We start from the raw sequence: 23,640 nt of genomic DNA on the forward strand, positions 1-23,640 counted from the left end.
CCTATGGCGAATCCAGTTCCGGCTTGCTCATCATCGAACGCATCCTGCGTGACCGCGAGGGAATCTGGCGGCAGATCGGTGAGGAGCGCGAGCTCGGCAAGCTGACGAGGCAGATGCTGTACAGCTCCGTAGTAGCCCTGGCCTGCTACGGAGCTGTACTCGGAGCCTCCCACAGCGTCGCGATGGCGGCGCTCTCGGCGGTGAAGCTGCCGCTGTTGTTCCTCATGACGCTGGCGATCTGCCTTCCCACGCTGTACCTGTTCAACCTGGTCTTCGGGGCCAGGCTCCAGGTGAAGCAGGCATTGTCGCTCGTCATGGTCACGATCACCGTGACGTCGGTGCTCTCGCTGGCGTTCGCGCCGATCAGCCTGTTCTTTCTCATCACCGCGTTCAGCTACGACTTCTACAAGGTCCTGAACGTCGGCATCCTCACTCTCACCGCCTTCGTCGGCCTGCGGTTCCTGACCAGCGGCATGCGCTCGCTCAACGAGCACACCGCGGCCACGGCCCGGGCCCGGCGGCTGGAGCGGGAGCGCCAGGAGAGCGAGGCGGCCGCCGCCCTGGCCGCGCTCTCGGCCCCGGCCGCCGCCCCCGAGTCCGAACCCGTCCCGGCCGGATCCGTCCCGGCCGAGTCCGAGGCCGTCTCGCCGGTCTCCGCGGTCCCGGCCTCCGCGCCCGTCGCGGCCTCCGCGCCGGCCGTCCAGCCGAACGGGCTCGTCACCACCATCGTGTCCCCGCCCCTGCCGCCGGGGGCGCTCGTGCCGCTGGGGCCGGACGGGCTGCCGCTGTACCGGCAGATCCAGGTGCCCCCGCGGCCCATGCCGCGCCCGGTCGACCTGCCGCCGGGGGAGCGGCCGGCCAGCATGACCCTGCTCAACGTGTGGATTCTGCTGTTCGGCTTCGTCGGCACGCAGCTGGCCTGGACGCTGCGGCCGTTCTTCGGGTCCCCGGACGAGCCGTTCCAGATCTTCCGTCAGATCGAGGGCAACTTCTACGTCGAGATCGTCCGGGCGATCGGTCGGCTGTTCTCCTGAGCTCCGCCGGACCTACTCGCCGGTAACATCTCCGGCATGACTCTCGACATGAAGGCGGTCGCCGCGAACCTCATCGCGGCCGTACCGTTCGCGCGCACCCTCGGCATCGAGATCACCGATCTGGAGGCCGAGGGTGACGCCGTCCGGGCTGTGGCGACGCTCCCCGACGAGGAGCGCCTGCACAACCACGTGGCCGGGCCGCACGCCGGGGCCCTGTTCACGCTCGGCGAGACCGCGTCCGGGGCCGTGGGGATGGCCGCGTTCGGGCCGTACATGCACCTGGGGACGCCGCTGGCGGTGCGGTCGGAGATCGCGTACCTGAAGCTGGCCCGCGGCCCCGTCCGCGCCACCGCGACCCTCGGCCGGCCGGTGAGCGAGGTCGTCGAGGAGCTGACCGCCGGCGGGCGCCCCGAGTTTCCCGTGCACGTCGAGATCAACCGCGCCGACGGCGCCGTCACAACGACCATGACGGTGGTGTGGACGATCCGCCCGAACGGGTAGTTCTGAACTGGGAAGACCCTGTTAACTACTGGAAAGTTTCTTGACTATTACCAAGCCGTGATGTGACCATTTTCGCCAAGCGAAGGGTGGGTCACGCATGGATGCACGCACGGGGGTCGAACTCGGGAGCATGGCCGACGCCGTGCTCCAGCCGGGATTCGTGGGCAAAGAGCCACCACCCTGGCTCCGGCGCCGCCTCGCCGAAGGGCTGGGCGGCGTCGCGCTGTTCGCCCGCAACGTGGTCGACCGCGACCAGGTCGCCGCGCTGACCGCCGCCCTGCGCGCCGAGAAGCCGGACGTCATCGTCGCCATCGACGAGGAGGCCGGCGACGTCACGCGGATCGACGCGCACACCGGCAGCCCCTGGCCCGGCAACCTCGCGCTCGGCGCGATCGACGACCCGGCGCTGACCCGCGACGTCGCCTGCCACATCGGGCGCGACCTGGCCGCGGCCGGCATCACCCTCGACTACGCGCCCGACGCGGACGTCAACAACGACCCGAACAACCCGGTCATCGGCTCCCGCGCGTTCGGCGCCGAGCCCGACCGCGTGGCCCGGCACACCGCGGCCTGGATCATCGGGCTGCAGGAGGCCGGCGTCGCCGCCTGCGCCAAGCACTTCCCCGGGCACGGCAACACCAGCGTCGACTCGCACCTGGACGTGCCGCTGATCAAGGCCGGCCGCGCCGAGCTCGACGCCCTCGAACTGGTCCCGTTCCGGGCCGCCATCGCCGCGGGCGTACAGGCGGTGATGAGCGCGCATCTGCGGGTACCGTCGCTGGATCCCGAAATGCCGGCAACGCTCAGCCGCCGGATCATGACGGACCTGCTCCGGGGCGAACTCGGCTTCGACGGCCTCATCGTCACCGACGGCATCGAGATGCGCGCCATCTCCGACCGCTACGGCCTGGCCAACGCCACAGTCCTCGCGCTCGCCGCCGGCGCCGACGCCATCTGCGTGGGCGGGGAACACGCCGACGAGGAGACCGCGATCATGCTGCGCGACGCGATCGTCGCCGCCGTGCACGCGGGCGAGCTCTCCGAGGAGCGGCTCGCCGACGCCGCCGCGCGGGTCGCCCGCCTGGCCGCCTGGTCGGTCGCGGCCCCGAAGATCGCCCCGGACCCGCGCGCGGCCGCCCTCGGCCTGTCCGCGGCCCGGCGCGCGCTGCGCATCTCCGCCCCCGACGCGCTGTTCCCGCTCGCCGCCGCGCCGCACGTGATCGAGTTCCAGCCCCAGCTCAACCTCGCCATCGCCCCCGAGACCCCCTGGGGCCTGCTGGCGCCGCTGGCCGAGCTGGTGCCGGCGACGGGCGTGCGGCTGTCGTCCCCGGACGGCCTGCCCGACGCGCTGGCGGCCTCGATCGGGCGCCCGCTCGTGCTGGTCGTGCGGGACCCGCACCGCTATCCGTGGATGACGGATTCCCTCAAAGGCGCGTTATCGGTACGTCCCGATGCGATAGTCGTCGAGATGGGCGTCCCGGCCGCGCCTCTGGGTGACGTGCACATCGCGACCTTCGGCGCGACGGCCGCGGCCGGACGCGCGGTGGCGGAGCTGCTCGCGGGACGCCCCTGAGACACCGGGTTGTTACCCGTGTCGGTCTAGCATGCCGGTATGTCTCGCACCCAGTCCCGCCCCGGTCTGCTCGTCGCCGGCATCGTCGCGCTGACGGCCGCCGTCGTCGCGCTCTCCGGCTGCTCCGACGGCACGGCGAGCTCACAGCCCGCGACCGACCCCGACCTGCCGGCCGCCCAGAACCTGCTCAAGGACTCGTCGACGGCGATGGGCGGCATCAAGACCGCCAAGTTCCTCATCACCGCCGACGGCACGATCGCGGGCCTGGCCCTCAAGCGCGCCGAGGGCGTGCTCACCAAGGAGGGCAACGCCCAGGGCACGGCGCAGGTGGAGCAGATGGGCACCACGACCGACCTGAACTTCACGATCGTGGGCCAGACGATGTACCTCAAGGGCCCGACCGGCGACTACCAGCAGCTCCCGCTCGCGCTGGCCGCGTCGGTCTACGACCCGTCGGCGATCCTCGACCCCGAGCGCGGCATCGCGAAGGTGCTGAGCACCGCGACCGACGGCAAGACGGAGGCGTCGGAGAGCGTGGACGGCCAGGCGACGTTCCGTGTGGGCGCCAAGTTCCCGGCCGAGAACCTCTCGAAGATCATCCCCGGCGTGACCGGCTCGGTGCCGGGCAAGGTGTGGATCGCCAAGAACAACACGCGCGTGCTCAAGGCCACCTTCGACCTGCCGGGCACGGGCGACGCCAAGGGCGGCACGGTGACGGTCACCTTCACGGAGTTCGACGCCGCCGTGACGATCACGCCGCCGAAGTGATGCCGCTCGCCGTCGCTCTCGCCCCGGACGCGTGGGCCGCTTCGCGTGGCGTGAAGCCGGATATGTCGGGCGCTTCGCACCGCGACATATCCGACATATCCGGATTGCCGGTAGGTTTCGGTGTTGGCGCTGGTCAGGGCGGCGGGGAGTGATGTGAGCGCGGGTGGCGGTGGCGAGGCTGGGGTTCCCCGCGGGGGCGCGGGGGTGCCGGCCGGCGGGGACGTTGCGGATGCGGGCGCCGCTTCCGGGGACGGAGTGGGGGCGCCTGCGGGCGCTTTGGGCGTGGGCGGGGCGGTTGTTGGCGGCGCGGGGGCGGGTGGCGGCGTGGGCGTGGCGAACGAGGGTGGCGACCCGGACGGGACCGGCGCGCGCGGGGGAACGGGTGGCGGTGTGGCCGAGGCGGCTCTGGCCGGCGCGGGCGCGTGGGCCGGTGGCGACCCGGGCGCGGCGGCTGGGAGCGACACGGGCGGGGCCGCTGGCGGCGGCGGGGGCGCCGTGGCTGGGAGTGGCGTGGGCGGGGCGGCTGGGAGTGGCGGCGTTCGGGTCCGGCGGCGGCTGGCTATCGGGGTCGGCGGGGTCACGGTGTTGCTGGCGGCTTTGGACGCGTACGTCGTTGTGGGGGTGCTGACCGACATCCTCGACGCGCTGCACATTGCGACCAATCGGCTCGAGCGCGTTACGCCGGTCGTGACGTTGTTCCTGCTCGGGTACATCGCTGGGATGCCGTTGCTCGGGTCTCTCTCGGATCGGCTCGGGCGGCGGGCGGTGCTCGTCGGGTGCCTGGTCGGGTTCGCGGGCGGGTCGGCGCTCACCGCGGCGTCCGGAGACTCCGTCTGGCTGCTCGCGAGCGGGCGGGCGGTGCAGGGGCTGGCCGGCGGGGCGCTGCTGCCGGTTACGCTCGCGCTGGCCGGGGACCTCTGGGCCGAACGGCGGCGGGCGGCCGTGCTCGGGGTCGTCGGGGCCGCGCAGGAGCTCGGGAGTGTGCTCGGGCCGCTGTACGGGGTCGGGCTCGCCGCGCTCTTCGGCTCGTGGCGCGGGATCTTCTGGCTCAACATTCCGCTTGCGGCGGTTGCGATTGTGCTCGTGTGGGCGGCGTTGCCGGGGCGGGCTCAGGGGGTACCGCCGCGAAAAACTGATGTCGTTGGTGGGTTGTTGCTGGCCGTGACGCTCGGTGCGGCGGTGGTGGCGCTCTACAACCCGGATCCCGAGCGCGCCGTGCTGCCGCCGTGGGGCGGGTGGGCGCTCGCCGGGGCCGGGGGCGTGGCGCTGCTGTTCGTGCTCTGGGAGGCGCGGGCGCGTACGCGGCTGGTCGACCTGCGCGGGGCGCGGCGGCGGCCGTTCTTGGCCGCGCTGGGGGCCAGCTTCTGCGCGGGCGCGGCGCTGATGGTGACGCTGGTCGACGTGGAGCTGGTGGCTCAGACGCTGCTCGGGCGCGGCGGGGTGCAGGGGACACTGGTGCTCACCCGGTTCCTGGTCGCCCTGCCGGTCGGTGCGGTCCTGGGCGGGTGGCTGGTGGCGCGCCTCGGGGAGCGTCTGGTCGCCGTGGCGGGACTGGTGGTGGCCGCGGCCGGGTACGTTCTCGTGGCCGGCTGGCCCGCCGACGTGCTGTCCCGGCACTACCTGGGCTTCCTGCCCCGCCTCGACACCGACCTCGTGATCGCGGGCTTCGGGCTCGGGCTCGTCATCGGCCCGCTGTCGTCGGCGATCCTGCGCGCGACGCCGGCCGCCCAGCACGGCGTGGCGTCGTCGGCGGTGGTCGTGGCGCGCATGATGGGCATGCTGATCGGGGTCGCGGCGCTCACCGCCTGGGGGCTGCACCGATTCCACGAGCTCACCGCGCACCTGAACTTCCCGCTCGTGTTCGGCAAGTCCCCGGACGAGCAGCGCCGGCTCCTGGACGCCTACAAGGGGGCGCTGCAGGCGGCGTTGCGCACGGAGTACCGCGAGATCTTCCTCGCCACCGCGGTCATCTGCGTGCTGGGGGCGGTGTGCGCTCTGCTCCTGCCCGGGCGTACGGCGGCGTCCGCCGTGGGTCAGACGTAGCCGCCCGCGCGGGCGAGGGAGCAGATCGCGATCAGGCGCAGGGCCGGCCACTCCACGCTCGACCAGTCGATGTCGGCCGTCGGGGGCAGCTGCCACTGGGCCTCGATGAGGGCGTCGCGCACGGCGGCGGCGTGCTGGTCGATCACGGCCTGCAGGCCCGCGGACTCGCGCGCCGCGGCCAGCCCGGTCTCGCCGAGCCAGGTCATGAGGCCGTTGAGCGTCGATCGCGCGACGCTGCGGCGGGTGGCCTCCGCGTAGTCTCCGAAGGCGCCCTTACCGGCTGCGGTGTAGCTCGTGTCGTTGGACATGCCACCGACTTCGGCCGTCGCGAACCCGGCTGAAACGCCTGAACCGGCCCGCACCCCGCAATACCCGGGCCGCTCCCGAACGCCCGGTGCCCGCATCTCCCGGGCCGGCCGCGTGGCGGGTTGGGAGCGTTCCGCAGAGCAACCGCACGGCGCACCAGACCCGTCCCAAGCGCCGTGAACGCCGCGAGGGCGAAAGCCGACACGCCCGGCGCCGCGCGGGATGAGCGGGAACGCCAGGTGGCAACACGAGACTCCGTCATATTCGGACCTGACAGGCCTATACCCCGGCAGGCGATAAATCCGATAAGTCGAGGCGCGGAGCGCCCGACTTATCGGGCCGAACACCAGGCGAGGCGGTGGCCCGGGCCGCACCCCGGGCCACCCCGTTCCCCGCCACCGAGTCCGCTGTGGAGAGAGGAGGGCGGACTCAGTTGTAGCTGCGGGCCTTGGACTCGTCCGGCATCAGCACCCACAGCACGATGTAGATCACGAACTGCGGGCCCGGCAGCAGGCACGAGATGACGAAGATCAGCCGCATGATGTTGGGCGAAATGCCGAAGCGGCGGGCGAGGCCTGAGCAGACGCCGGCGATCCAACGGTTGTCACGGGGCCTGACGAGACTGGACATCCTCGCTCCTTCGTCGATGTGTATCTCCAACGGTAGGAATGCCCGGGCGTTCTTCCCTCCAACCTTTGACCGAAATCGTGCGCCCCAACCACTAGGGATTGCTCCGCACGGGTAGCCGGTCGGTTGCCGCGCGTTGCTTGCCGGTTGACCGGCTAACACCCACCGTGACGGACCCGATGCCCACTGCGTCAGACCTCACCTGTTCCCGAACGGAAGGCCTACGTCCAGTGACCCGGTTCGCCCGCCGCGCCCGTCTCGGCCGGTGTCGCGCACGTCGTCGAGGCGGTGGGTGCCGTCGCCGCGGACGACGCGGCCGCCTCGTCGCCGCCGCGCGCAAGCACAGCAGCTACATGGTCAGCAGGAACTTCTTCGATCACACGGGCTCCGGCGGCAGCAACTTCGTGCAGCGCGAGGTCGCGGCCGGGTGCACCGCCGGTGCCTCGGCCGAGAACATCGCGTGGGGTTACCGCACCGCGCAGGACGTGGTCACCGGCTGGATCAACAGCCCGGGGCGCCGCGCCGACATCCTCAACTGCACGAGCGTGGCGGTCGGCGTCGGCCTGGCCTACAAGGCGGACGGCACCCGTACTGGACGCAGGACTTCGGCCGAGTGTGAACAGCGTGTAGAAAGCATGAGTGACCCTCACTCTTCGTAGAGTGCTGCTGCTGGCGAGCGCCGCCCTGGTGCTCGCCGGCTGCGGCGACGAACAGGCGGCCAAGCCGCCCGAGGCGAAGTCCAACGCGGCCGCCTACGACGCCGTCGACGTGTGCGCGCTCGCCACCGACGAGCAGTACAAGACCGCGCTGGGCGAGAACGCCGCCGGCAAGGAGCGCCGGGACACCGCGAGCCTCAAGGCGTGCGCGGTCGACGGCTCGTCCGGCGCGTTCTACATCTTCCTGAGCATCCTGCGCCCGGCCATGGCCGCGCCCGAGCAGGTCGACTACGACAAGGCCGCGGCACAGGGGGCCAAGGACGTGGATGCCAGGACGTTCTCGTTCTTCGATGACGGCCAGGCGTACGTCGAGACCTCTGACGGCGACCTGGTGCTGCGCGCGTCGTTCGTGTACTACGTCGACAGCGGCAAGATCACCGATGGGCCGGGAATCGTCAACCGCCTACATACGCTGCTCGGGCAGATGACACAGAAAGTCTAGGAGCGGTTCACTGCGCCTGCCTACCGTGCGGGCGATGAAGAATCTTCGACGCGTCGGCCTCGGCGTAGGCATCGGCGCGCTGGCGCTCACCCTCACGGCGCCGAGTGCCGGCGCCCACGAGGGCCACGACGGCCGGGCGACCCTCACCGGCTGGGCCCAGCTGCCGGCGGCGACGTTCGTCTCCGCGAGCGACCCCTCCGGTGCGCTGCTGGGCGGCACCCCGTCCAACGGCATCACCCCGCCCTTCGACGACCAGCCGATCCAGGGCTTCAGCGGCATCGTCAAGAACGGCGACGGCACGTTCGACGTCATCTCCGACAACGGCTACGGCAACAAGGCCAACAGCGGCGACTTCGTGCTGCGCATCCACCACCTGGCGCCCGACTACGGCAACAAGACCGTCGACGTGCTGGGCGGCATCAACCTGACCGACCCGAACAGCTTCGTACCGTTCGCACTGACCCGCAAGGACAGGGTGCTCACCGGCGCCGACTTCGACATCGAGTCGATCCAGCGGGTCAAGGACGGCTCGTACTGGATCGGCGACGAGTTCGGCCCGTACCTGCTGCACTTCGACCGGGCCGGGCGCCTGCTGCAGGCCCCGATCTCGCTGCCCGGCGTGCGCGCGCCGGAGAACCCCGAGGGCAACCCGAACCTGAACAGCAGCAAGGGCTTCGAGGGCATGGCGCAGTCGCCCGACGGCCGCACGCTCTACCCGCTGCTGGAGGGCACGGTGGCCGGCGACCCGGCCGGTGCGCTGCGCTTCAACGAGTTCGACCTGGGCAAGCAGAAGTACACCGGCAAGGTGTACACGTACCAGCTGGAGGACCCCAGCAACTCGATCGGCGACGCGATCGCCGTCGACGACGACCGGTTCCTGATCATCGAGCGCGACCAGGGCCAGGGCGCCACCGCCAAGCTCAAGCGGATCTACCTGGCCGACAAGCGCGACCGCAACCACGACGGCAAGATGGACAAGACGCTGGTCGCCGACCTCATGAACATCGCCGACCCGCGCCACCTGTTCAGCTCGGCCGACACGTTCACGTTCCCGTTCCAGACCATCGAGGACGTCGTGATCCTCGACGACCGCACGCTGGGCGTGGTGAACGACAACAACTTCCCGTTCTCCAGCGGCCGCACCGCGGGCCAGCCGGACAACGACGAGTTCATCACCATCCGCCTGGCCGACAACCTGCACGCGGACAAGCGTTTCCTGCGCTGATGCAAACAGCGGTGTGCGGCCCGGGAAGCCGTGGAAGTTACGGCACCAGGCTGCACACCGCGAGCAGGCGCAGCATCGCCCACGTCGGGCGCGACCAGTCGTCGAGAGGGTCGTCGGCGTCGCGGGCCGCGTCGCGGATCGCCGCCGAGTAGCCGGCCAGGGCGACCGGGTCGAGCAGGGACCCGCCGAGCGAGTCGCGGATCGCGGCCGCGTGCTGGTCGACCCGCGCGAGCAGGTCGGGGCGTCCGGCGATCGCCGCGCGGCCGGGGAGGCCGATGGTGTTGGCGAGCTCGGCCAGACCGGCGCGCGCGATCCAGGCGCGGCGGCCGGCGGTCAGCTCATCGAATGGGGCACTCACGTCGCGACGATAAGCCGAGCGTGCAAGCTTGCACAGCCCCGACATGCCCGCACCCGGCCGGGCCCGGGCCAGGACGAGCCGAACCGCCAGGTTCGCCCGGTTCGTCCGGTGGGTAATTGGACCCGCATGGCCGATCGCGAGGAGCCCACGAACCGGCGCGGTGAGACGCCCGACGAGCGGTTCGACCGGAATTGGACCGAACTGCTCCAGGAACTGCGGGTCGCGCAGACGGGCGTGCAGATCCTCTTCGCGTTCCTGCTGACGCTGCCGTTCAACGACCGATTCGCGACAGTGTCCCCGGAACAGAAGATCACCTATATCGCCACACTGGTGTGCACCGGTCTGTCCACGCTGTGCCTCATCGCGCCGGTGAGCCACCATCGCATTCTCTTCCGGCGCGGCCGCAAGCGGGAACTGGTCGAGTCGAGCAGCAATCTCGCGGGTGTGGGCCTCTGGTTTCTGTGGCTCTCGATCGTGGGCGCGATATTCCTGATCTTTCAGGTCGTCGTGGGAATGTCCTGGGCGGTCGGCGTGAGCGCCGCGTTCGCTGCAGCTTTCATCGGGATCTGGTACATCCTGCCCACCGTGAAGCGTTGAAGCGCTTCACATCTTGACAGTCCCGCCGCGCTGAGACACCTTGGGAACGCTCCCACCGTCTTTCCGCCAAAGGGGTGTCTGTGCAGCGCAAATTACCCATCGCCATTGCGGCGGCATTGTTGGTCGTCCCGCTGAGCGCATCGGTGGCCCACGCCGACCCAGCGGAACAGATCGTCAACGGTACCTTCGACAACGGCACCGACCCGTGGTGGTGGACCGGGAACTCGCCGGCGTCCGTCATCGACGGGCGACTGTGTGCCAACATTCCCGCGGGCACCACCAACCCGTGGGACGCCATCATCGGGCAGAACGCGATCACCTTGCAGGCCGGCGAGTCGTACCGTCTCGCGTTCTCGGCCAGCGCCTCGGTCCCGGTCACCGTGCGCGCCAACGTGCAGCTCGCCGACCCGCCGTACACGCAGGAGATTTCGGAGGCCCCGCAGCTGACCCCGGAGCCCCAGAACTTCAGCTACACGTTCACCGCGGCCGCCGACACCGGCGGTGGGCAGGTCGCGTTCCAGGTCGGCGGCAGCGCGTCCGCCTACACCTTCTGCGTCGACGACGTCTCGCTGCAGGGCGGCGCCCCGCCGCCCGTGTACGTGCCGGACACCGGTCCGCGGGTGCGGGTCAACCAGGTCGGGTACCTCGCGAACGGCCCGAAGCAGGCCACCGTCGTGACCGAGGCGACCGCGGCCCTGCCCTGGCAGCTGCGCAACGCCGCCGGCACCGTGGTCGCGAGCGGCACCACGACCCCGCGCGGGGTCGACGCCACGAGCGGGCAGAACGTGCAGACGGCCGACTTCTCACGGTACAAGACCCAGGGGAAGGGCTTCACGCTCACCGCCGACGGCGAGACCAGCGTGCCCTTCGACATCGGCGCGAACGGCTCCTACGAGCAGCTGCGCGCCGACGCGCTGTCCTGGTTCTACGTGCAGCGCAGCGGCATCGAGATCTCCGACGCGATCGCGCCCGGGTACGGCCGCAAGGCCGGGCACCTCGGCGTCGCGCCGAACCAGGGCGACACCGACGTGCCGTGCCAGGCCGGCGTGTGCGACTACCGGCTGGACGTGCGCGGCGGCTGGTACGACGCCGGCGACCACGGCAAGTACGTCGTCAACGGTGGCATCGCGGCGTACCAGCTGATGAGCACCTTCGAGCGCTCGAAGGTGGCCACCAGTGCCCAGCCCCAGGAGCTCGCCGACGGCTCCCTGCGCCTGCCGGAGCACGGCAACCAGGTGCCGGACGTGCTCGACGAGGCCCGCTGGGAGCTCGAGTTCCTGCTGCGCATGCAGGTGCCCGCGGGCCAGCCGCTGGCCGGGATGGTGCACCACAAGGTGCACGACCAGAACTGGACCGGCCTGCCGCTCGACCCGGCGGCCGACCCGCAGCCGCGCGAGCTGCACCCGCCGTCGACCGCGGCCACGCTGAACCTGGCGGCCACGGCGGCGCAGGGCGCCCGGCTCTTCGCCCCGTACGACAAGGCGTTCGCGGCCAAGCTGCTCGCGGCGTCCCGGACGGCGTACGCGGCGGCGGTGGCCCACCCGGCGGTCTACGCCCTGGGCAGCGACGGCAACGGCGGAGGCGCGTACGACGACGCCGACGTGACCGACGAGTTCTACTGGGCGGCGGCGGAGCTGTACATCAGCACCGGCGAGAAGACCTACCGCGACGCGGTCACCACCTCCAAGTGGCACACCGCTGACGTCTTCAAGCCCGAGGGCTTCAGCTGGGGCTTCACCGCCGCGCTGGGCCGGCTCGACCTGGCGACCGTGCCCAACGGCCTGCCGGACCGCGACCGGGTGCGCCAGTCCGTGGTGGACGGCGCGAAGGGGTACCTCGCGACGGTGCGCGCCAACCCGTACGGCATCGCGTACGCGCCCGGCACCGGCAAGTACGAGTGGGGCTCGAACAGCGCCGTGCTCAACAACCTCGTCGTCATCGCGACCGCCTACGACCTGACCGGGTCGGCGGACTTCCGCGACGGGGTCGCGAGCGGCATGGACTACCTGCTCGGCCGCAACGCGCTCAACCAGTCCTACGTCACGGGCTACGGCGAGCGCGCGTCGCAGAACCAGCACACGCGCATCTACGCGCACCAGCTCAACGCGGCGCTGCCGCACCCGCCGGCGGGCTCCCTCGCGGGCGGGCCGAACTCCAACCTGCAGGACCCGCTCGCGCAGAAGCTGCTGCAGGGCTGTTCGCCGCAGTTCTGCTACGTGGATGACATCAACTCGTACTCCACGAACGAGATCGCCATCAACTGGAACTCGACGCTGTCCTGGGTGGCCTCGTTCATGGCCGACCAGGGCGAGGGCGGCGCGCCGGCGGCGTCGGCGTGCTCGGTGCAGTACAGCACCGTGCTCAACCTCGGCGGCGTGTTCATCGCGCAGGCGACGGTGCGCAACACGAGCCGGCAGACGCTGAACGACGTGCGGGTGCGCTTCGCCTACACCGGCACCCAGAAGGTGGAGCTGGCCGTGAACGGCACGGCGACGCAGACCGCCGCGAGCGTCGAGCTGGCGCCGCGGGACTCGCGGCTGAGGCCGGGCGAGCAGACCACGGTCCTGCTCGTCGGGACCGTGGCGTGGGGCCCGAACGCGGCCCCGGCGACGTTCCGCTGCGGTTAGAGAACTATCGGCGGCCCCCTGCTCGGAGCGCTTCGAGCAGGGGGCCGATCGCGTCCAGGGAGTGCCCGCTCACCACGGCGTCGCAGTGCGGCCACGCGGCTGCCATGCCGCCCACGAGCGGGCGGTAGCGCGGGCTCTGGGTGCGCGGGTTGACCCAGACGATGCGGTGGGCGAGGCGGCGCAGGCGGGCCATCTCGACGCCGACCGGGGCCGGGTCGCCGGTCTCCCAGCCGTCCGACACGATGAGCACGACGGCGCCGCGGGCCAGGCCCCGGCGGCCGTACTCGTCGTTGAACCGCCGCAGCGCCGCCCCGATGCGCGTGCCGCCCGACCAGTCCGGGGCGGCCTGCCCGGCCCGCTGCAGCGCCGCCGCCGGGCTCGTGCGGCGGGCCAGGAGCCGGGTCAGGCGCGTCAGCCGCGTGGCGAACGTGAACACCTCGGCGCGGGAGGCGCCGGCCGCGCAGTACAACAGCTGGATCATGGCCCGCGCGTAGGGCTCCATCGACCCGGAGATGTCGCACAGCACCACGAGCCGGCGGGGCTTCTCGCGGCGCGTCCGGCGGGGCAGCGCCAGCGGCTCGCCGCCCGTCCGGCGGGCCTTGCGCAGGGTGGCCCGCAGGTCGATGCGGCGCCCGTCGGCGGCCGGGCGCCAGCGGCGGCTGCGGCGCGGCGGGGTGGCGAACCGCAGGAGCTTCATGAGCTCGGCGAGGCGGGCGAGCTCGTCGTCGCTGAGCGTGGCGAAGTCCCGCGTGGCCAGCCGCTCGGAGGCGCTGCCCGTGACCCCGACCGAGACCTCGCGGGACGGCGACTCGCCCGGGCCGTCGGCCAGGTTCAGGCCGGTGGAGCTGGGCGAGGACAGGGCCCCGGCGGCGTTGAGGTCACCGCGGAACTCGGCGATGTCGCTGTAGCCCCGGAAGACCGCGTCGAAGACGGCGTCCAGCACCGCGAACTGGGTGGGCGAGGAGACGAGCGTCGCCCGGGCGCAGCGGTGCAGCTCGTCGACCGTCCGCGGGTCCAGCACCGCGATGGCCTGGGCGAAGCGGGCGGCGCGGTCCGGCCCGACGGAGAGGCCGGCCTGGTGCAGGGCCGCGCCGAACGCGGCGACCAGGTCAGCCAGCGATGTCGGCGAGACCGGCACGCGCCGTCTCCTCGTCCTCGCGGTACTTCAGCACGGCGCCGAGCGTCATGTCCGCCGACGCCGAGTCGAGCCCCAGGCCGAGCAGCTGCAGGGCGTTGGCCCACGAGATCGCCTCGGCCACGCCCGGCGGCTTGACCAGGTCCATCCCCCGCAGCCGGGACACCGCGCCGGCGACCCGCTCGGCGAGCGGCCCCGCCGCGCCGGGCACGCGGCGGCGGATGATGGCGGCCACGCGCGCCTGGTCCGGGTAGCCGATCCAGTGGTACAGGCAGCGGCGCAGGAGCGCGTCGTGCAGGTCGCGGGTCCGGTTCGAGGTGAGGACCACGACGGGCGGCACGACCGCGACCCGGGTGCCCAGCTCGGGGATGGTGACCGAGCCCTCGGCGAGCAGCTCGAACAGGAATGCCTCGAACTCGTCGTCGGCCCGGTCGACCTCGTCGATGAGCAGCACCGCCGGGCGCGGCCCCGGGTGCTCGATCGCGGCCAGCAGCGGGCGGCGCAGCAGGTACTCGGGGGCGAAGAGGTCCGCCTCGCGCGGGGTCTCGCCGCGCGCCTCGGCCAGCCGGATGCCGAGCAGCTGACGCGGGTAGTTCCACTCGTACAGCGCCTCGGCCGCGCTGAGCCCCTCGTAGCACTGCAGCCGGATCAGCGGCGTGTCCAGCGCGGCCGCGAGCGCCCCGGCCGCGGCCGTCTTGCCGACCCCGGGCTCGCCCTCCAGCAGGATCGGCTGGCCCATCCGCACGGCCAGGAACAGCGCGGTGCCCAGCGCGGGATCGGTGAGGTACCCCTGGCGGTCCAGCCCCGCGACGAGCCCGTCGACGCCGTCGATCACAGGTACCGGGCCGGGTCGTCGGCGAACGCGCGGCGGCAGCCGGTGCCGCAGAAGTAGTACGCGACCCCCTCGTGCTGGTAGTGCAGCGCGTCGGGGGCGATCACCACGTCCATGTTGCAGACCGGGTCCTTGGCCGTCGCGACGGGCACCGGCGTCGGCGCGGTCTGCCGGGGGCGCAGCGCGATGATCTCGGCCAGCACCGACAGCGCGATCTCGTGCGGCGTCCGCGCGCCGATGTCCAGCCCGGCGGGGGCGTGGATCGAGCCCCGCTCGTCCTCGGTCACCGCGAGCTCGCCCAGCACCGCGGCCGCGCGCTTGCGGCTGGCGACCAGCGCGATGTACGGCGTCCGGGCCTTCAGGGCGGCGGCCAGGACCCCGGCCTCGTCGCGGCCGTGCGAGGCGACCACGACGGCGTCGGCGTCGGGCGGGACCGCGGCGCCGGGCTCGTCCACCCGGCGCCCCTCCCAGCCCACGGCCCCGGCCACGTCGACCAGGGCCCGGGCGACGGGCGCCTCGCCGAACACGAAGACCAGCGGCGCGGGGATCATGGCTTCCAGAAAGATTTCGAGCGTACCGCCGGAAAGGCAGGGATTCGCCACGGTCAGCAGCCCCTCCGCGCCCGGGCGGTCCTCGGGACCGTCGTCGTCGGGCGTGATGCGCAGCAGGGCCGACTCGCCCGTCGCCAGGAGCTTGAGCCCCTGGAGACGGACGGTCGACTCGGCACAGGTGCCGCCGACGAACCCCTCCAGCGTGCCGTCCGGCAGGACCAGCGCGCGGTCGCCGGCCTTGGCGCTGGTGGGGCGCTCCGCCCGCACCACCGTCGCCAGGACGAAGGGGGTGCGGGCGTCGCGCAGCTGATCGGCGCGGTGCAGGAGGCTCATTTAGCTGATCGCCATATCGGTTCGGATCGGGTTGCCCTGCACGGCCCGCCACACGTTGGACGGCGTGAGGGGCATGTCGGCGTGGCGTACCCCGAAGGGCTTGACGGCGTCGAGGACGGCGTTGACGACCGCGGCCGGGGAACCGACCGTGGCGGACTCGCCGACGCCCTTGGCGCCGATCGGGTGGTGCGGCGACGGCGTGACGGTCTCGCCGAGCTCCCACGAGGGGCACTCCAGCGACGTCGGCAGTAGGTAGTCCATGAGCGACGCGCCGAGGTGGTTGCCGTCCTCGTCGAACGCCATGAGCTGCATGAGCGCCATGCCGATGCCGTCCGCGAGGCCGCCGTGGACCTGCCCCTCGACGATCATCGGGTTGATGCGCACGCCGCAGTCGTCGACCGCGATGAACCGGCGCACCTTGACCTGGCCCGTCGCCGGGTCCACGTCCACGACGCAGACGTAGGCGCCGAACGGGTACGTCAGGTTCGGAGGGTTGTAGACCGTCGTCGCGTCGAGGTGGCCCTCGACGCCCTCGGGCAGCTCGAGGCTCGAGTGCGCGGCCATGGCGATCTCCTGGATCGTCCGGCCCTGGTCCGGGTCGCCCTTGACGAAGAAGCGGCCCTTCTCCCAGTCCAGGTCGTCCGGGGACACCTCCAGCATCGCCGAGGCCACGATCCGGGCCCGGTCGCGCACCTTGCGGGCGACGATCGCCGTGGCCGCGCCGGAGACCGGGGTCGAGCGCGAGCCGTAGGTACCGAGGCCGAAGGGGGTCTGATCGGTGTCGCCGTGCACGACGTCGATGTCGTCGGGGGAGATGCCGAGCTCCTCGGCCACGATCTGCGCGAACGTGGTCTCGTGGCCCTGGCCCTGGGTCTGCACCGACAGGCGCAGCACCGCCTTGCCGGTCGGGTGTACCCGCAGCTCGGCGCCGTCGGCCATGCCCAGCCCGAGGATGTCCATGTGCTTGCGCGGGCCCGCGCCCACGCCCTCGGTGAAGAAGCTCAGGCCGATGCCCATGTACTCGCCCCGCTCGCGCTTCTCCGCCTGCTCCTTGCGCAGCTGCTCGTACCCGACCATGTCCAGCGCCAGCCGCAGCGCCTTCGGGTAGTCGCCGGAGTCGTACTCCCAGCCGGTCGGCGTGGTGTAGGGGAACTGCTCCGGCTTGAGCAGGTTCTTCATCCGCAGCTCGGCCGGGTCCATCTTCAGCTCGTAGGCCAGCACGTCGATCATGCGCTCGACGAGGTACACCGCCTCGGTGATCCGGAACGAGCAGGCGTACGCCACGCCGCCGGGCGCCTTGTTCGTGTACACCCCCGTGACGTCGCACGAGGCCGCCTCCAGGTCGTAGGACCCGGTGAAGATGTGGAAGAAGCCGGCCGGGAACTTCGTCGGCTGGGCGGTGCCGTTGAAGGCGCCGTGGTCGGCGAGCACCTTGACCCGCAGGGCGCGGATCTTGCCGTCCTTCGTCGCCGCGATCTCGCCGTGCATGTGGTAGTCGCGGGCGAACGCGGTGGAGGTCAGGTGCTCGTTGCGGTCCTCCATCCACTTGACCGGCTTGCCGGTGACGATCGAGCCGACGATCGCCAGGACGTAGCCGGGGTAGATGCCGACCTTGCCGCCGAAGCCGCCGCCGATGTCGGGCGAGATCACCCGGATCTTGTGCTCGGGCAGGCCGGCGACGAGCGCGTACACGGTGCGGTGGGCGTGCGGCGCCTGCGTGGTCGAGTAGATCGTGAGCTTGCCGCTGACCTTGTCGAAGTCGGCGACGGCGCCGCAGGTCTCCAGCGGCGACGGGTGGACCCGCGGGTAGAGCACGTCCTCGGCCACCACGACCTCGGAGTCGGCGAAGACCGCATCGGTCTTCTCCTTGTCGCCCGCGCTCCAGTCGAAGATGTGGTTGTCGGTCTTGCCCTCCTTGTCGTCCCGGATGACCGGGGCGCCGGGGGCGAGGGCCTGCTTGGCGTCGGCGACGACCGGCAGCGGCTCGTAGTCGACCTCGATGAGCTCCAGGGCGTCGCGCGCGATGTAGTGGTTCTCCGCCACCACGAACGCGACCTCCTGGTTCTGGAAGCGCACCTTGTCCGTCGCGAGCACCGCCTGGGTGTCGTACGACAGCGTGGGCATCCAGGCCAGCTTGAGGCTCTCGAGCGTGGCGCCGGTGATGACCGCCTTGACGCCGGGCAGCGCCTCGGCGGCGCTCGTGTCGATCGAGATGATCTTCGCGTGCGCGTACGGGCTGCGCAGGAAGGCCCCGTGCAGCATCCCGGGCAGGCGGACGTCGTCGACGTAGTTGCCCCTGCCCCGCACGAACCGCGCGTCCTCCTTGCGGTGCATGCGGCCGAAGCCCATGGGCGTCTCAGTAACTGTCATTTGGTCGCCGCCCACTGGATCGATCGGACGATGTTTTCGTACCCGGTGCAACGGCAGAGCTGGCCGGAGATGGCCTCGCGGATCTCGCGCTCCGACGGGTCGGGGTTCTGGTCCAGCAGCGCGCGGGCGGTGATCAGCATGCCCGGGGTACAGAAGCCGCACTGCAGGCCGTGGCACTGCACGAAGCCCTCCTGCACCGGGTCGAGGCCGTCGGCGCGCTCGAGGCCCTCGACGGTGCCGACCCGCTTGCCGTCGGCCATGACCGCGAGCACGGTGCACGACTTGACCGGCACGTCGTCAAGCGTCACGGTGCACACGCCGCAGTTGGAGGTGTCGCAGCCCCAGTGCGTGCCAGTGAGGCCGAGCTCGTTGCGCAGGAAGTGCACGAGCAGCAGGCGGGGCTCGACATCGCGGGTGTGTTGCTCGCCGTTGACCGTCACGGTGATCTGCATGCTCAGGCCTCCTGCCCCCGGGCCCGGGCGGCCGCGGCGCGCAACGCGCGCGTGGTGAGCTCGCCGGCGAGGTGGCGCTTGTAGTCGACCGGTCCGCGCTGGTCGGCGACCGGGTTGGTGTGCTCGGCGGCGATGCGCCCCGCCTCGGCGAACGTCTCCTCGGTGGCCGGCCGGCCGACCAGGAACTCCTGGGCCGCGGTGGCCCGGAAGTGCTCGGCGCCGACGGCGGCCAGGCCGATGCCGGCGCGCTGGACGGTGCCGCCGGACAGCCACAGGGCGGCCCCGGCCGCGGCGACGGCCCAGTCGCCGACGCGGCGCTCGACCTTGAGGTACGCCGAGCCCCCGCCCGGCCGGATCGGCACCAGGATCTCGATGAGCAGCTCGCCGGCCTCGACCACGGTCTCGTACGGCCCGACGTGGAACTCCGTCAGCGGCACGGTCCGCGACCCCCGCGGGCCCTGCACGACCACCGACGCGTCGACGGCGGCGAACGCGGCCGAGAGGTCCTCGGCCGGGTCGGCCTGGCACAGCGAGCCGCCGACCGTGCCGCGGTTGCGCACCAGCGGGTCGGCGATCACCTTCTCGGCGTCGGCGAAGATGCGGTAGTGCTCCTCGACCAGCGGCGAGGCGAGCAGCTCGGCGTGGCGCGTGAGGGCGCCGATGCGCAGCTGCGAGCCGTCGACCCGGATATAGGACAGTTCGGCCACATCGTTGATGTCGATCAGTGCGGTGGGCCGGGCCAGGCGGAGCTTCATCATCGGGATGAGGCTGTGTCCGCCGGCGATGACCCGGGCGTCCTCCCCGTACTGCTCCAGCAGTTGCAGGGTTTGACCGACGCTCGTGGCCTTCGCGTACTCGAATGCGGCGGGTACTTGCATCGCGCCTCCGGTCTTTCGGATACAGACAATCAGCATCGTCGTCCTCGGGCCGTTATCGGACAACCCCCGAGTGTCTGTGGATCTGCTGCGCGAATGCAAGATTGACGCGTGGGCGGGCGGAAGCGGGCGACGGGAATCGTCGAGCAGGTCGATGGCGGCGTGGCCGAGCTGTGCCCGGACGACGGGCGGCCCGGGCGGTGGACGCTGCTGCTGGACGGGTACCCGCAGTCCGCGCTCGACCTGGAGGATCCGCGGCAGCTGGACTTCGAGTACATGCGGCGCATCGCCTCGGTCATCGACGCGATGGCCCCGGCCCGCGCGCCGCTGTCGGTGCTGCACCTGGGCGGGGGCGCGCTGACGCTGCCGCGGTACGTGGCGGCGACCCGGCCCGCCTCGGCCCAGCGCGTGGTCGAGCGCGACGCGGCGCTCATCGCGTTCGTGCGCCGCGAGCTGCCGCTGCCGCGCGGGGCCGACATCCGGGTGCGCGCGGCCGACGCCCGGGAGGCGGTCGAGACGCTCGCCCCGGGCCGCTTCGACCTGGTCATCGCCGACGTCTACGGCGGGGCCCGGGTGCCGGCCCACCTGGCCTCGCTGGAGTTCCTGACCGCGGCCGCGCGGCTGCTGCGCCCCGGCGGGGTCTACGTGGCCAACCTGGCCGACGGCTCCGGGCTCGCGTTCACCCGGGGGCAGGTCGCCACGCTGCGGCGGGTGTACGGCGAGGTCGTACTGCTCGCCGAGCCGGGCGTGCTGCGCGGGCGCCGCTTCGGCAACGTGATCCTGGCCGCCGCGGCCGAGCCGGGGCGCATCCCGCAGGCGCCGCTGGCCCGGGCGGGCGCGGCCGACCCGTTCCCGGCCCGGCTCGTGGCCGGCGACGACCTGACCGACCTGGTCGCGGGCGCCCGAGTGGTGACGGACGCGACGGCCACGGCGAGCCCCCCGCCGCCGGCCAATTTGTTCTGAGTGGTTGTTACCGACCAGTTCCCGGGATGCGGCTTAGTGATCGTTCAGGTTCCGCTTACAGTTCCGGAATGCTCGAATTCGACATCGTCCCGGCCGAGCGCCGCCCGGCGGCCGAGCGCGCCGCCCTGCTCGTCGACCCTGGGTTCGGCCGCGTGTTCACCGACCACATGGTCACGATCCGGTACGCCGAGGGCGAGGGCTGGCACGACGCCCGCCTGGTTCCGTTCGGGCCGCTCTCGCTCTCCCCGGCCACCGCGGCGCTGCACTACAGCCAGGAGCTGTTCGAGGGGCTGAAGGCGTACGCGCTGCCGGACGGCAGCGTCGGGCTGTTCCGCCCCGACGCCAACGCGCGCCGGCTGAACGCGACCGCCGAGCGCCTGGCGATGCCGCAGTTGCCGGAGGAGCTGTTCCTGAAGGCGGTCCGGACGCTGGTCGAGGCCGACCGGGACTGGGTGCCGGCGGGCGAGGGGCAGAGCCTGTACGTCCGACCGTTCATGATCGCCACGGACCCGTTCCTGGGCGTGCGGCCCTCGTCGGAGTACCTCTTCGCCGTGATCGCCTCCCCGTCGGGCGCGTACTTCTCCGGCGGCGCGAAGCCGGTCACGGTCTGGATCTCGCAGGACTACTCGCGGGCCGCGCCGGGCGGGACGGGCCACGTGAAGGCCGCCGCCAACTACGCGGTGAGCCTGCGCGCCCAGGCCCAGGCCCAGGACGCGGGCTGCGACCAGACGGTCTTCCTCGACGCGGTGGAGCACCGCTGGATCGAGGAGTCGGGCAGCATGAACCTCTTCTTCGTGTACGGCTCGCCCGACGCGCCCGTGCTGGTGACCCCGCCGCTGAACGGCTCGATCCTGCCCGGCGTGACCCGCGACTCCGTCATCGCGCTGGCCCGCCACCGCGGCTGGACGGTGCACGAGCGGCCGTACTCCGTCGACGAGTGGAGCGCCGACGCCGCCGCCGGCGAGCTGCTGGAGACGTTCGCCTGCGGCACCGGCGTGGTCATCACGTCGATCGGCCGGGCGCGCTCACGCGACGGCGAGTTCGAGATCGGCGGCGCCGCGGAAGGCCCGGTCACGGCCTCGATCCGCGACGCCCTCGTGGGCATCCAGCGCGGCCGGGCCGAGGACCCCTTCGGCTGGTCGGTGCGCGCCTGACTGTCCGCCGGCGCGAACGGCCCCCGCCCGGGTCCGGGCGGGGGCCGCTTCTCGTTGGTGGCCCCGGCGCGAATCGAACGCGCGACACCCGCTTTAGGAGAGCGGTGCTCTATCCCCTGAGCTACGAGGCCTCTGTGCTGCAGGACCGAGTCTAGGGGAACCATGGCATCGACCGAAATCGCGTATCCGTGCAACCTTCCACCGGGCGATGGGAGAGGGCGTTCCTAACGATCGGAGCGGTTCGACCGCGTGCCTGTGGACGTGCCGATGAGGGCCCGCGCCCGGGCCACCTTCACCGCCTCGGTGAGGGTGGCCAGGTCGTAGGCGCCGTAGTGGCGCTGGCCGTTGATGAAGAAGGTCGGGGTGCCGCCGACGCCGCTCAGGTCCGCGGACTCGACGTCCTGGGCGATCCGGGCCTCGTGGGCGTGGCGCATGAGGTCCTCGTGGAAGCGCCGGCGGTCGAGGCCGAGGCGCTCGGCGTACTCCACCAGGGCCATCGGCTTGAGCTCGTCCTGGTGGTCGAGCAGCAGGTCGTGCATGGGCCAGAAGGCGCCCTGCGCGGCGGCCGCCTCGGTCGCCTCCGCCGCCAGCTGGGCCTGCGGGTGCACGTCGGTCAGCGGCAGGTGCCGCCACACGTAGCGCAGGTCGGCGTCGGACAGCAGCTCGCGCACCACGGGCTCGGCCTGGCCGCAGTAGGGGCACTGGAAGTCGCCGTACTCCACGATGGTCACCGATGCCCCGGCCGCCCCGCGCACGTGGTCGACGTCCGGGTCGACCGGCGGGATGAGGTCGGTGAGCACGTCGGCGTCGCCCAGCAGGGCCCGGGCGCGCTTGTGCTTGGGCAGGAGGGCGGTGACGCGGTACACCACCCAGGTGAGCAGGGACGCGACGGCGGCCGCGGCGAGCACGCCCAGCTTGGCCTCGGCGAGCTCGTCGCCGGTGAACGCCAGGCTGGCGATGAGCAGCGACACCGTGAAGCCGATGCCGGCGATCGTGCCGCTGCCCAGCACCGCCGCCCACCCGGCGCCGGGCCGCACCCGCCCGCCGGAGAGCCGGGTCACCAGCCACGACGTGCCGACGACGGCGACCGGCTTGCCGAAAACGTAGCCGGCGATCACGCCCAGCGTGACCGGCGAGGCGAAGGCCCGCGCCAGGAACGCCCCGTCGACCGGGATGCCGGCGTTGGCCAGGCCGAAGAGCGGGACGATCAGGTAGCTGCTCCACGGGTGGTACATCCGCTGGAGGCGGTCGTTCGGCGACAGCGTGCGCGTCAGGCCCAGCGACGCCGACCGGGCCAGCTCGGCCGTCGGCTGCTCGCGGAACAGCTTGAACAGGCCGCTGGCCGCCTCCAGCGCGCCGCGGGCCGGGGTGTACGCGGTCGCGGTGAGGCCGATGGCCAGGCCGGACACGACGGGGTCGACTCCGGAGCGCAGCATGAGGTACCACAGCAGGATTGCGAACGGCGCGTAGACGAAGCCGGCCCGCACCCCGAGGGCGCGCAGGCCGAGCAGGCCGCCGAAGACCGCCAGGGCCAGCAGCAGCGGCATCATCGCGATGTGCTCGGAGTAGGCCACGGCGATGACGATCAGGGCGACGACGTCGTCGACGACGAACACGGTCAGCAGGAACACCCGCGCCTGCTCGGGCACGCCCCGGCCGACCAGCGCGAGCAGCCCCAGGGCGAGCGCGGTGTCGGTCGACATGGCCACGCCCCAGCCGTGCGTGCCGGGGCCGCCGTGGTTGACCGCGAGGTACACGCCGACCGGCAGCACCATGCCCGCCACCCCGGCCGCGAACGGCAGCAGGAAGCGGCGGCGGTCGCGCAGGTCGCCCAGGTCCAGCTCGCGCCGCGCCTCCAGGCCGACGACGAGGAAGAACAGCGTCATGAGCCCGCTGTTGACCCAGGTGCGCAGGTCGCACGCGAGCTCCCAGCCGCCGACCTTCAGCGCCAGCTCGGTGTGCCACAGCCGCTCGTAGCCGCCCTCGTCCACGTTCGCCCAGATCAGGGCCGCGACGATGGCGGCGACGAGCACCCCGGCGCTGCCGGACTCGGTCGCCATGAAGGTGCGCAGCGGCGCCGCGATGTCGCGGCGCCAGAGGGATTTTCCGCCCTCGGTCGACGGGTCGGCCATAGCGGCAAAGTCTAGGCTCAATGATC

At 72.2% G+C, this 23,640-nt stretch carries 22 protein-coding genes and 1 tRNA gene; 12 read left to right on the plus strand and 11 right to left on the minus strand.

Features of this window, described 5'->3' with window-relative positions; translation table 11 throughout:
* The first annotated feature begins 23 nt into the window (after nucleotides 1-23).
* The 5 genes from AB0B76_RS16535 to AB0B76_RS16555 all read left to right on the plus strand — a co-directional run bounded on the left by AB0B76_RS16535 (nucleotide 24) and on the right by AB0B76_RS16555 (nucleotide 5,919).
* Nucleotides 24-1,034 (plus strand): hypothetical protein, encoded by a 1,011-nt coding sequence (locus tag AB0B76_RS16535; protein WP_360375390.1) that lies wholly within the window; start codon nucleotides 24-26, stop codon nucleotides 1,032-1,034.
* Nucleotides 1,035-1,070: 36 nt separating this feature from the next.
* Nucleotides 1,071-1,535, plus strand: coding sequence for a DUF4442 domain-containing protein (locus tag AB0B76_RS16540; RefSeq protein ID WP_360375392.1), 465 nt, complete (start codon nucleotides 1,071-1,073; stop codon nucleotides 1,533-1,535).
* A gap of 97 nt (nucleotides 1,536-1,632) precedes the next feature.
* Complete coding sequence (locus AB0B76_RS16545) at nucleotides 1,633-3,108, plus strand: glycoside hydrolase family 3 N-terminal domain-containing protein (protein WP_360375394.1); 1,476 nt, start codon at nucleotides 1,633-1,635, stop codon at nucleotides 3,106-3,108.
* Nucleotides 3,109-3,147: 39 nt separating this feature from the next.
* On the plus strand, nucleotides 3,148-3,876 hold the full coding sequence (locus AB0B76_RS16550) for an LppX_LprAFG lipoprotein (protein ID WP_360375396.1): 729 nt from the start codon (nucleotides 3,148-3,150) through the stop codon (nucleotides 3,874-3,876).
* 324 nt (nucleotides 3,877-4,200) lie between these two features.
* The gene (locus AB0B76_RS16555) at nucleotides 4,201-5,919 is read left to right on the plus strand and encodes an MFS transporter (RefSeq protein WP_360375398.1); all 1,719 of its coding nucleotides are present in this window, start codon (nucleotides 4,201-4,203) and stop codon (nucleotides 5,917-5,919) included.
* Here the strand turns inward: AB0B76_RS16555 and AB0B76_RS16560 are convergent.
* A complete protein-coding gene (locus tag AB0B76_RS16560) occupies nucleotides 5,910-6,227 on the minus strand; it encodes a DUF6401 family natural product biosynthesis protein (protein WP_360375400.1) in 318 nt (105 codons plus the stop codon). The genes AB0B76_RS16555 and AB0B76_RS16560 overlap by 10 nt on opposite strands.
* A 427-nt stretch (nucleotides 6,228-6,654) precedes the next feature.
* Entirely contained in the window at nucleotides 6,655-6,855 is a 201-nt protein-coding gene (locus AB0B76_RS16565) for a PspC domain-containing protein (protein ID WP_360375402.1), read from the minus strand.
* A gap of 350 nt (nucleotides 6,856-7,205) precedes the next feature.
* Between AB0B76_RS16565 and AB0B76_RS16570 the strand changes: the two genes are divergently transcribed.
* The 3 genes from AB0B76_RS16570 to AB0B76_RS16580 are packed head-to-tail and all read left to right on the plus strand — an operon-like array spanning nucleotide 7,206 to nucleotide 9,235.
* Nucleotides 7,206-7,511, plus strand: coding sequence for a CAP domain-containing protein (locus tag AB0B76_RS16570; protein ID WP_360375404.1), 306 nt, complete (start codon nucleotides 7,206-7,208; stop codon nucleotides 7,509-7,511).
* Between the two features lies 1 nt (nucleotide 7,512).
* Complete coding sequence (locus tag AB0B76_RS16575; RefSeq protein ID WP_360375406.1) at nucleotides 7,513-8,010, plus strand: hypothetical protein; 498 nt, start codon at nucleotides 7,513-7,515, stop codon at nucleotides 8,008-8,010.
* A gap of 34 nt (nucleotides 8,011-8,044) precedes the next feature.
* A complete protein-coding gene (locus tag AB0B76_RS16580; protein WP_360375408.1) occupies nucleotides 8,045-9,235 on the plus strand; it encodes an esterase-like activity of phytase family protein in 1,191 nt (396 codons plus the stop codon).
* A 37-nt stretch (nucleotides 9,236-9,272) separates the two neighbouring features.
* Here AB0B76_RS16580 and AB0B76_RS16585 read toward each other — a convergent pair whose 3' ends face one another.
* On the minus strand, nucleotides 9,273-9,593 hold the full coding sequence (locus AB0B76_RS16585) for a DUF6401 family natural product biosynthesis protein (protein ID WP_360375410.1): 321 nt from the start codon (nucleotides 9,591-9,593) through the stop codon (nucleotides 9,273-9,275).
* Between the two features lie 126 nt (nucleotides 9,594-9,719).
* Here AB0B76_RS16585 and AB0B76_RS16590 point away from each other — a divergent pair, with 126 nt between their 5' ends.
* Together AB0B76_RS16590 and AB0B76_RS16595 are read left to right on the plus strand one after the other, a co-directional pair.
* Nucleotides 9,720-10,190, plus strand: a complete 471-nt coding sequence (locus tag AB0B76_RS16590; protein WP_360375412.1) for a DUF6328 family protein — start codon at nucleotides 9,720-9,722, stop codon at nucleotides 10,188-10,190.
* Between the two features lie 104 nt (nucleotides 10,191-10,294).
* The gene (locus tag AB0B76_RS16595; RefSeq protein ID WP_360375491.1) at nucleotides 10,295-12,817 is read left to right on the plus strand and encodes a glycoside hydrolase family 9 protein; all 2,523 of its coding nucleotides are present in this window, start codon (nucleotides 10,295-10,297) and stop codon (nucleotides 12,815-12,817) included.
* A gap of 4 nt (nucleotides 12,818-12,821) precedes the next feature.
* On the opposite strand, the gene AB0B76_RS16600 is transcribed toward AB0B76_RS16595, so the two are convergent.
* The 6 genes from AB0B76_RS16600 to AB0B76_RS16625 are packed head-to-tail and all read right to left on the minus strand — an operon-like array spanning nucleotide 12,822 to nucleotide 19,368.
* Nucleotides 12,822-13,955 carry a VWA domain-containing protein gene (locus tag AB0B76_RS16600; protein ID WP_360375413.1) on the minus strand — a complete coding sequence of 378 codons (1,134 nt, stop codon included), beginning with the start codon at nucleotides 13,953-13,955 and terminating at the stop codon, nucleotides 12,822-12,824.
* Nucleotides 13,927-14,787: a MoxR family ATPase gene (locus tag AB0B76_RS16605; protein ID WP_360375415.1), complete on the minus strand. Its 861-nt coding sequence runs from the start codon at nucleotides 14,785-14,787 to the stop codon at nucleotides 13,927-13,929. The genes AB0B76_RS16600 and AB0B76_RS16605 overlap by 29 nt, the downstream gene beginning before the upstream one ends.
* Nucleotides 14,784-15,668 carry an XdhC family protein gene (locus tag AB0B76_RS16610; RefSeq protein ID WP_360375417.1) on the minus strand — a complete coding sequence of 295 codons (885 nt, stop codon included), beginning with the start codon at nucleotides 15,666-15,668 and terminating at the stop codon, nucleotides 14,784-14,786. The genes AB0B76_RS16605 and AB0B76_RS16610 overlap by 4 nt, the downstream gene beginning before the upstream one ends.
* Entirely contained in the window at nucleotides 15,669-18,038 is a 2,370-nt protein-coding gene (locus AB0B76_RS16615; protein ID WP_360375419.1) for an aerobic carbon-monoxide dehydrogenase large subunit, read from the minus strand.
* On the minus strand, nucleotides 18,035-18,490 hold the full coding sequence (locus tag AB0B76_RS16620; RefSeq protein WP_360375421.1) for a (2Fe-2S)-binding protein: 456 nt from the start codon (nucleotides 18,488-18,490) through the stop codon (nucleotides 18,035-18,037). Before AB0B76_RS16620 ends, AB0B76_RS16615 begins: the two co-directional genes overlap by 4 nt.
* 2 nt (nucleotides 18,491-18,492) lie before the next feature.
* Nucleotides 18,493-19,368, minus strand: a complete 876-nt coding sequence (locus AB0B76_RS16625; protein ID WP_360375423.1) for a xanthine dehydrogenase family protein subunit M — start codon at nucleotides 19,366-19,368, stop codon at nucleotides 18,493-18,495.
* 108 nt (nucleotides 19,369-19,476) lie between these two features.
* Here AB0B76_RS16625 and AB0B76_RS16630 point away from each other — a divergent pair, with 108 nt between their 5' ends.
* Together AB0B76_RS16630 and AB0B76_RS16635 are read left to right on the plus strand one after the other, a co-directional pair.
* Nucleotides 19,477-20,328: a fused MFS/spermidine synthase gene (locus AB0B76_RS16630; protein WP_360375425.1), complete on the plus strand. Its 852-nt coding sequence runs from the start codon at nucleotides 19,477-19,479 to the stop codon at nucleotides 20,326-20,328.
* A gap of 68 nt (nucleotides 20,329-20,396) precedes the next feature.
* Nucleotides 20,397-21,482, plus strand: coding sequence for a branched-chain amino acid aminotransferase (locus tag AB0B76_RS16635; protein WP_360375427.1), 1,086 nt, complete (start codon nucleotides 20,397-20,399; stop codon nucleotides 21,480-21,482).
* 55 nt (nucleotides 21,483-21,537) lie between these two features.
* Here the strand turns inward: AB0B76_RS16635 and AB0B76_RS16640 are convergent.
* Both AB0B76_RS16640 and nhaA read right to left on the minus strand, forming a co-directional pair.
* Nucleotides 21,538-21,613 (minus strand) — tRNA-Arg (locus AB0B76_RS16640).
* Nucleotides 21,614-21,706: 93 nt separating this feature from the next.
* Complete coding sequence (gene nhaA, locus AB0B76_RS16645) at nucleotides 21,707-23,614, minus strand: Na+/H+ antiporter NhaA (protein WP_360375429.1); 1,908 nt, start codon at nucleotides 23,612-23,614, stop codon at nucleotides 21,707-21,709.
* Between the last annotated feature and the right edge of the window lie 26 nt (nucleotides 23,615-23,640).

The sequence above is a fragment of the Dactylosporangium sp. NPDC049140 genome (assembly GCF_040648435.1).

Bases quoted from the DNA above. Each gene is read 5' to 3' on its own strand.
- AB0B76_RS16550 (WP_360375396.1), top strand. From the start codon at position 3,148: ATGTCTCGCACCCAGTCCCGCCCCGGTCTGCTCGTCGCCGGCATCGTC.
- AB0B76_RS16545 (WP_360375394.1), top strand. From the start codon at position 1,633: ATGGATGCACGCACGGGGGTCGAACTCGGGAGCATGGCCGACGCCGTG.
- AB0B76_RS16580 (WP_360375408.1), top strand. From the start codon at position 8,045: ATGAAGAATCTTCGACGCGTCGGCCTCGGCGTAGGCATCGGCGCGCTG.
- AB0B76_RS16615 (WP_360375419.1), bottom strand. From the start codon at position 18,038: ATGACAGTTACTGAGACGCCCATGGGCTTCGGCCGCATGCACCGCAAG.
- nhaA (WP_360375429.1), bottom strand. From the start codon at position 23,614: ATGGCCGACCCGTCGACCGAGGGCGGAAAATCCCTCTGGCGCCGCGAC.
- AB0B76_RS16620 (WP_360375421.1), bottom strand. From the start codon at position 18,490: ATGCAGATCACCGTGACGGTCAACGGCGAGCAACACACCCGCGATGTC.
- AB0B76_RS16590 (WP_360375412.1), top strand. From the start codon at position 9,720: ATGGCCGATCGCGAGGAGCCCACGAACCGGCGCGGTGAGACGCCCGAC.
- AB0B76_RS16635 (WP_360375427.1), top strand. From the start codon at position 20,397: ATGCTCGAATTCGACATCGTCCCGGCCGAGCGCCGCCCGGCGGCCGAG.
- AB0B76_RS16540 (WP_360375392.1), top strand. From the start codon at position 1,071: ATGACTCTCGACATGAAGGCGGTCGCCGCGAACCTCATCGCGGCCGTA.
- AB0B76_RS16625 (WP_360375423.1), bottom strand. From the start codon at position 19,368: ATGCAAGTACCCGCCGCATTCGAGTACGCGAAGGCCACGAGCGTCGGT.
- AB0B76_RS16570 (WP_360375404.1), top strand. From the start codon at position 7,206: ATGGTCAGCAGGAACTTCTTCGATCACACGGGCTCCGGCGGCAGCAAC.
- AB0B76_RS16610 (WP_360375417.1), bottom strand. From the start codon at position 15,668: ATGAGCCTCCTGCACCGCGCCGATCAGCTGCGCGACGCCCGCACCCCC.
- AB0B76_RS16560 (WP_360375400.1), bottom strand. From the start codon at position 6,227: ATGTCCAACGACACGAGCTACACCGCAGCCGGTAAGGGCGCCTTCGGA.
- AB0B76_RS16565 (WP_360375402.1), bottom strand. From the start codon at position 6,855: ATGTCCAGTCTCGTCAGGCCCCGTGACAACCGTTGGATCGCCGGCGTC.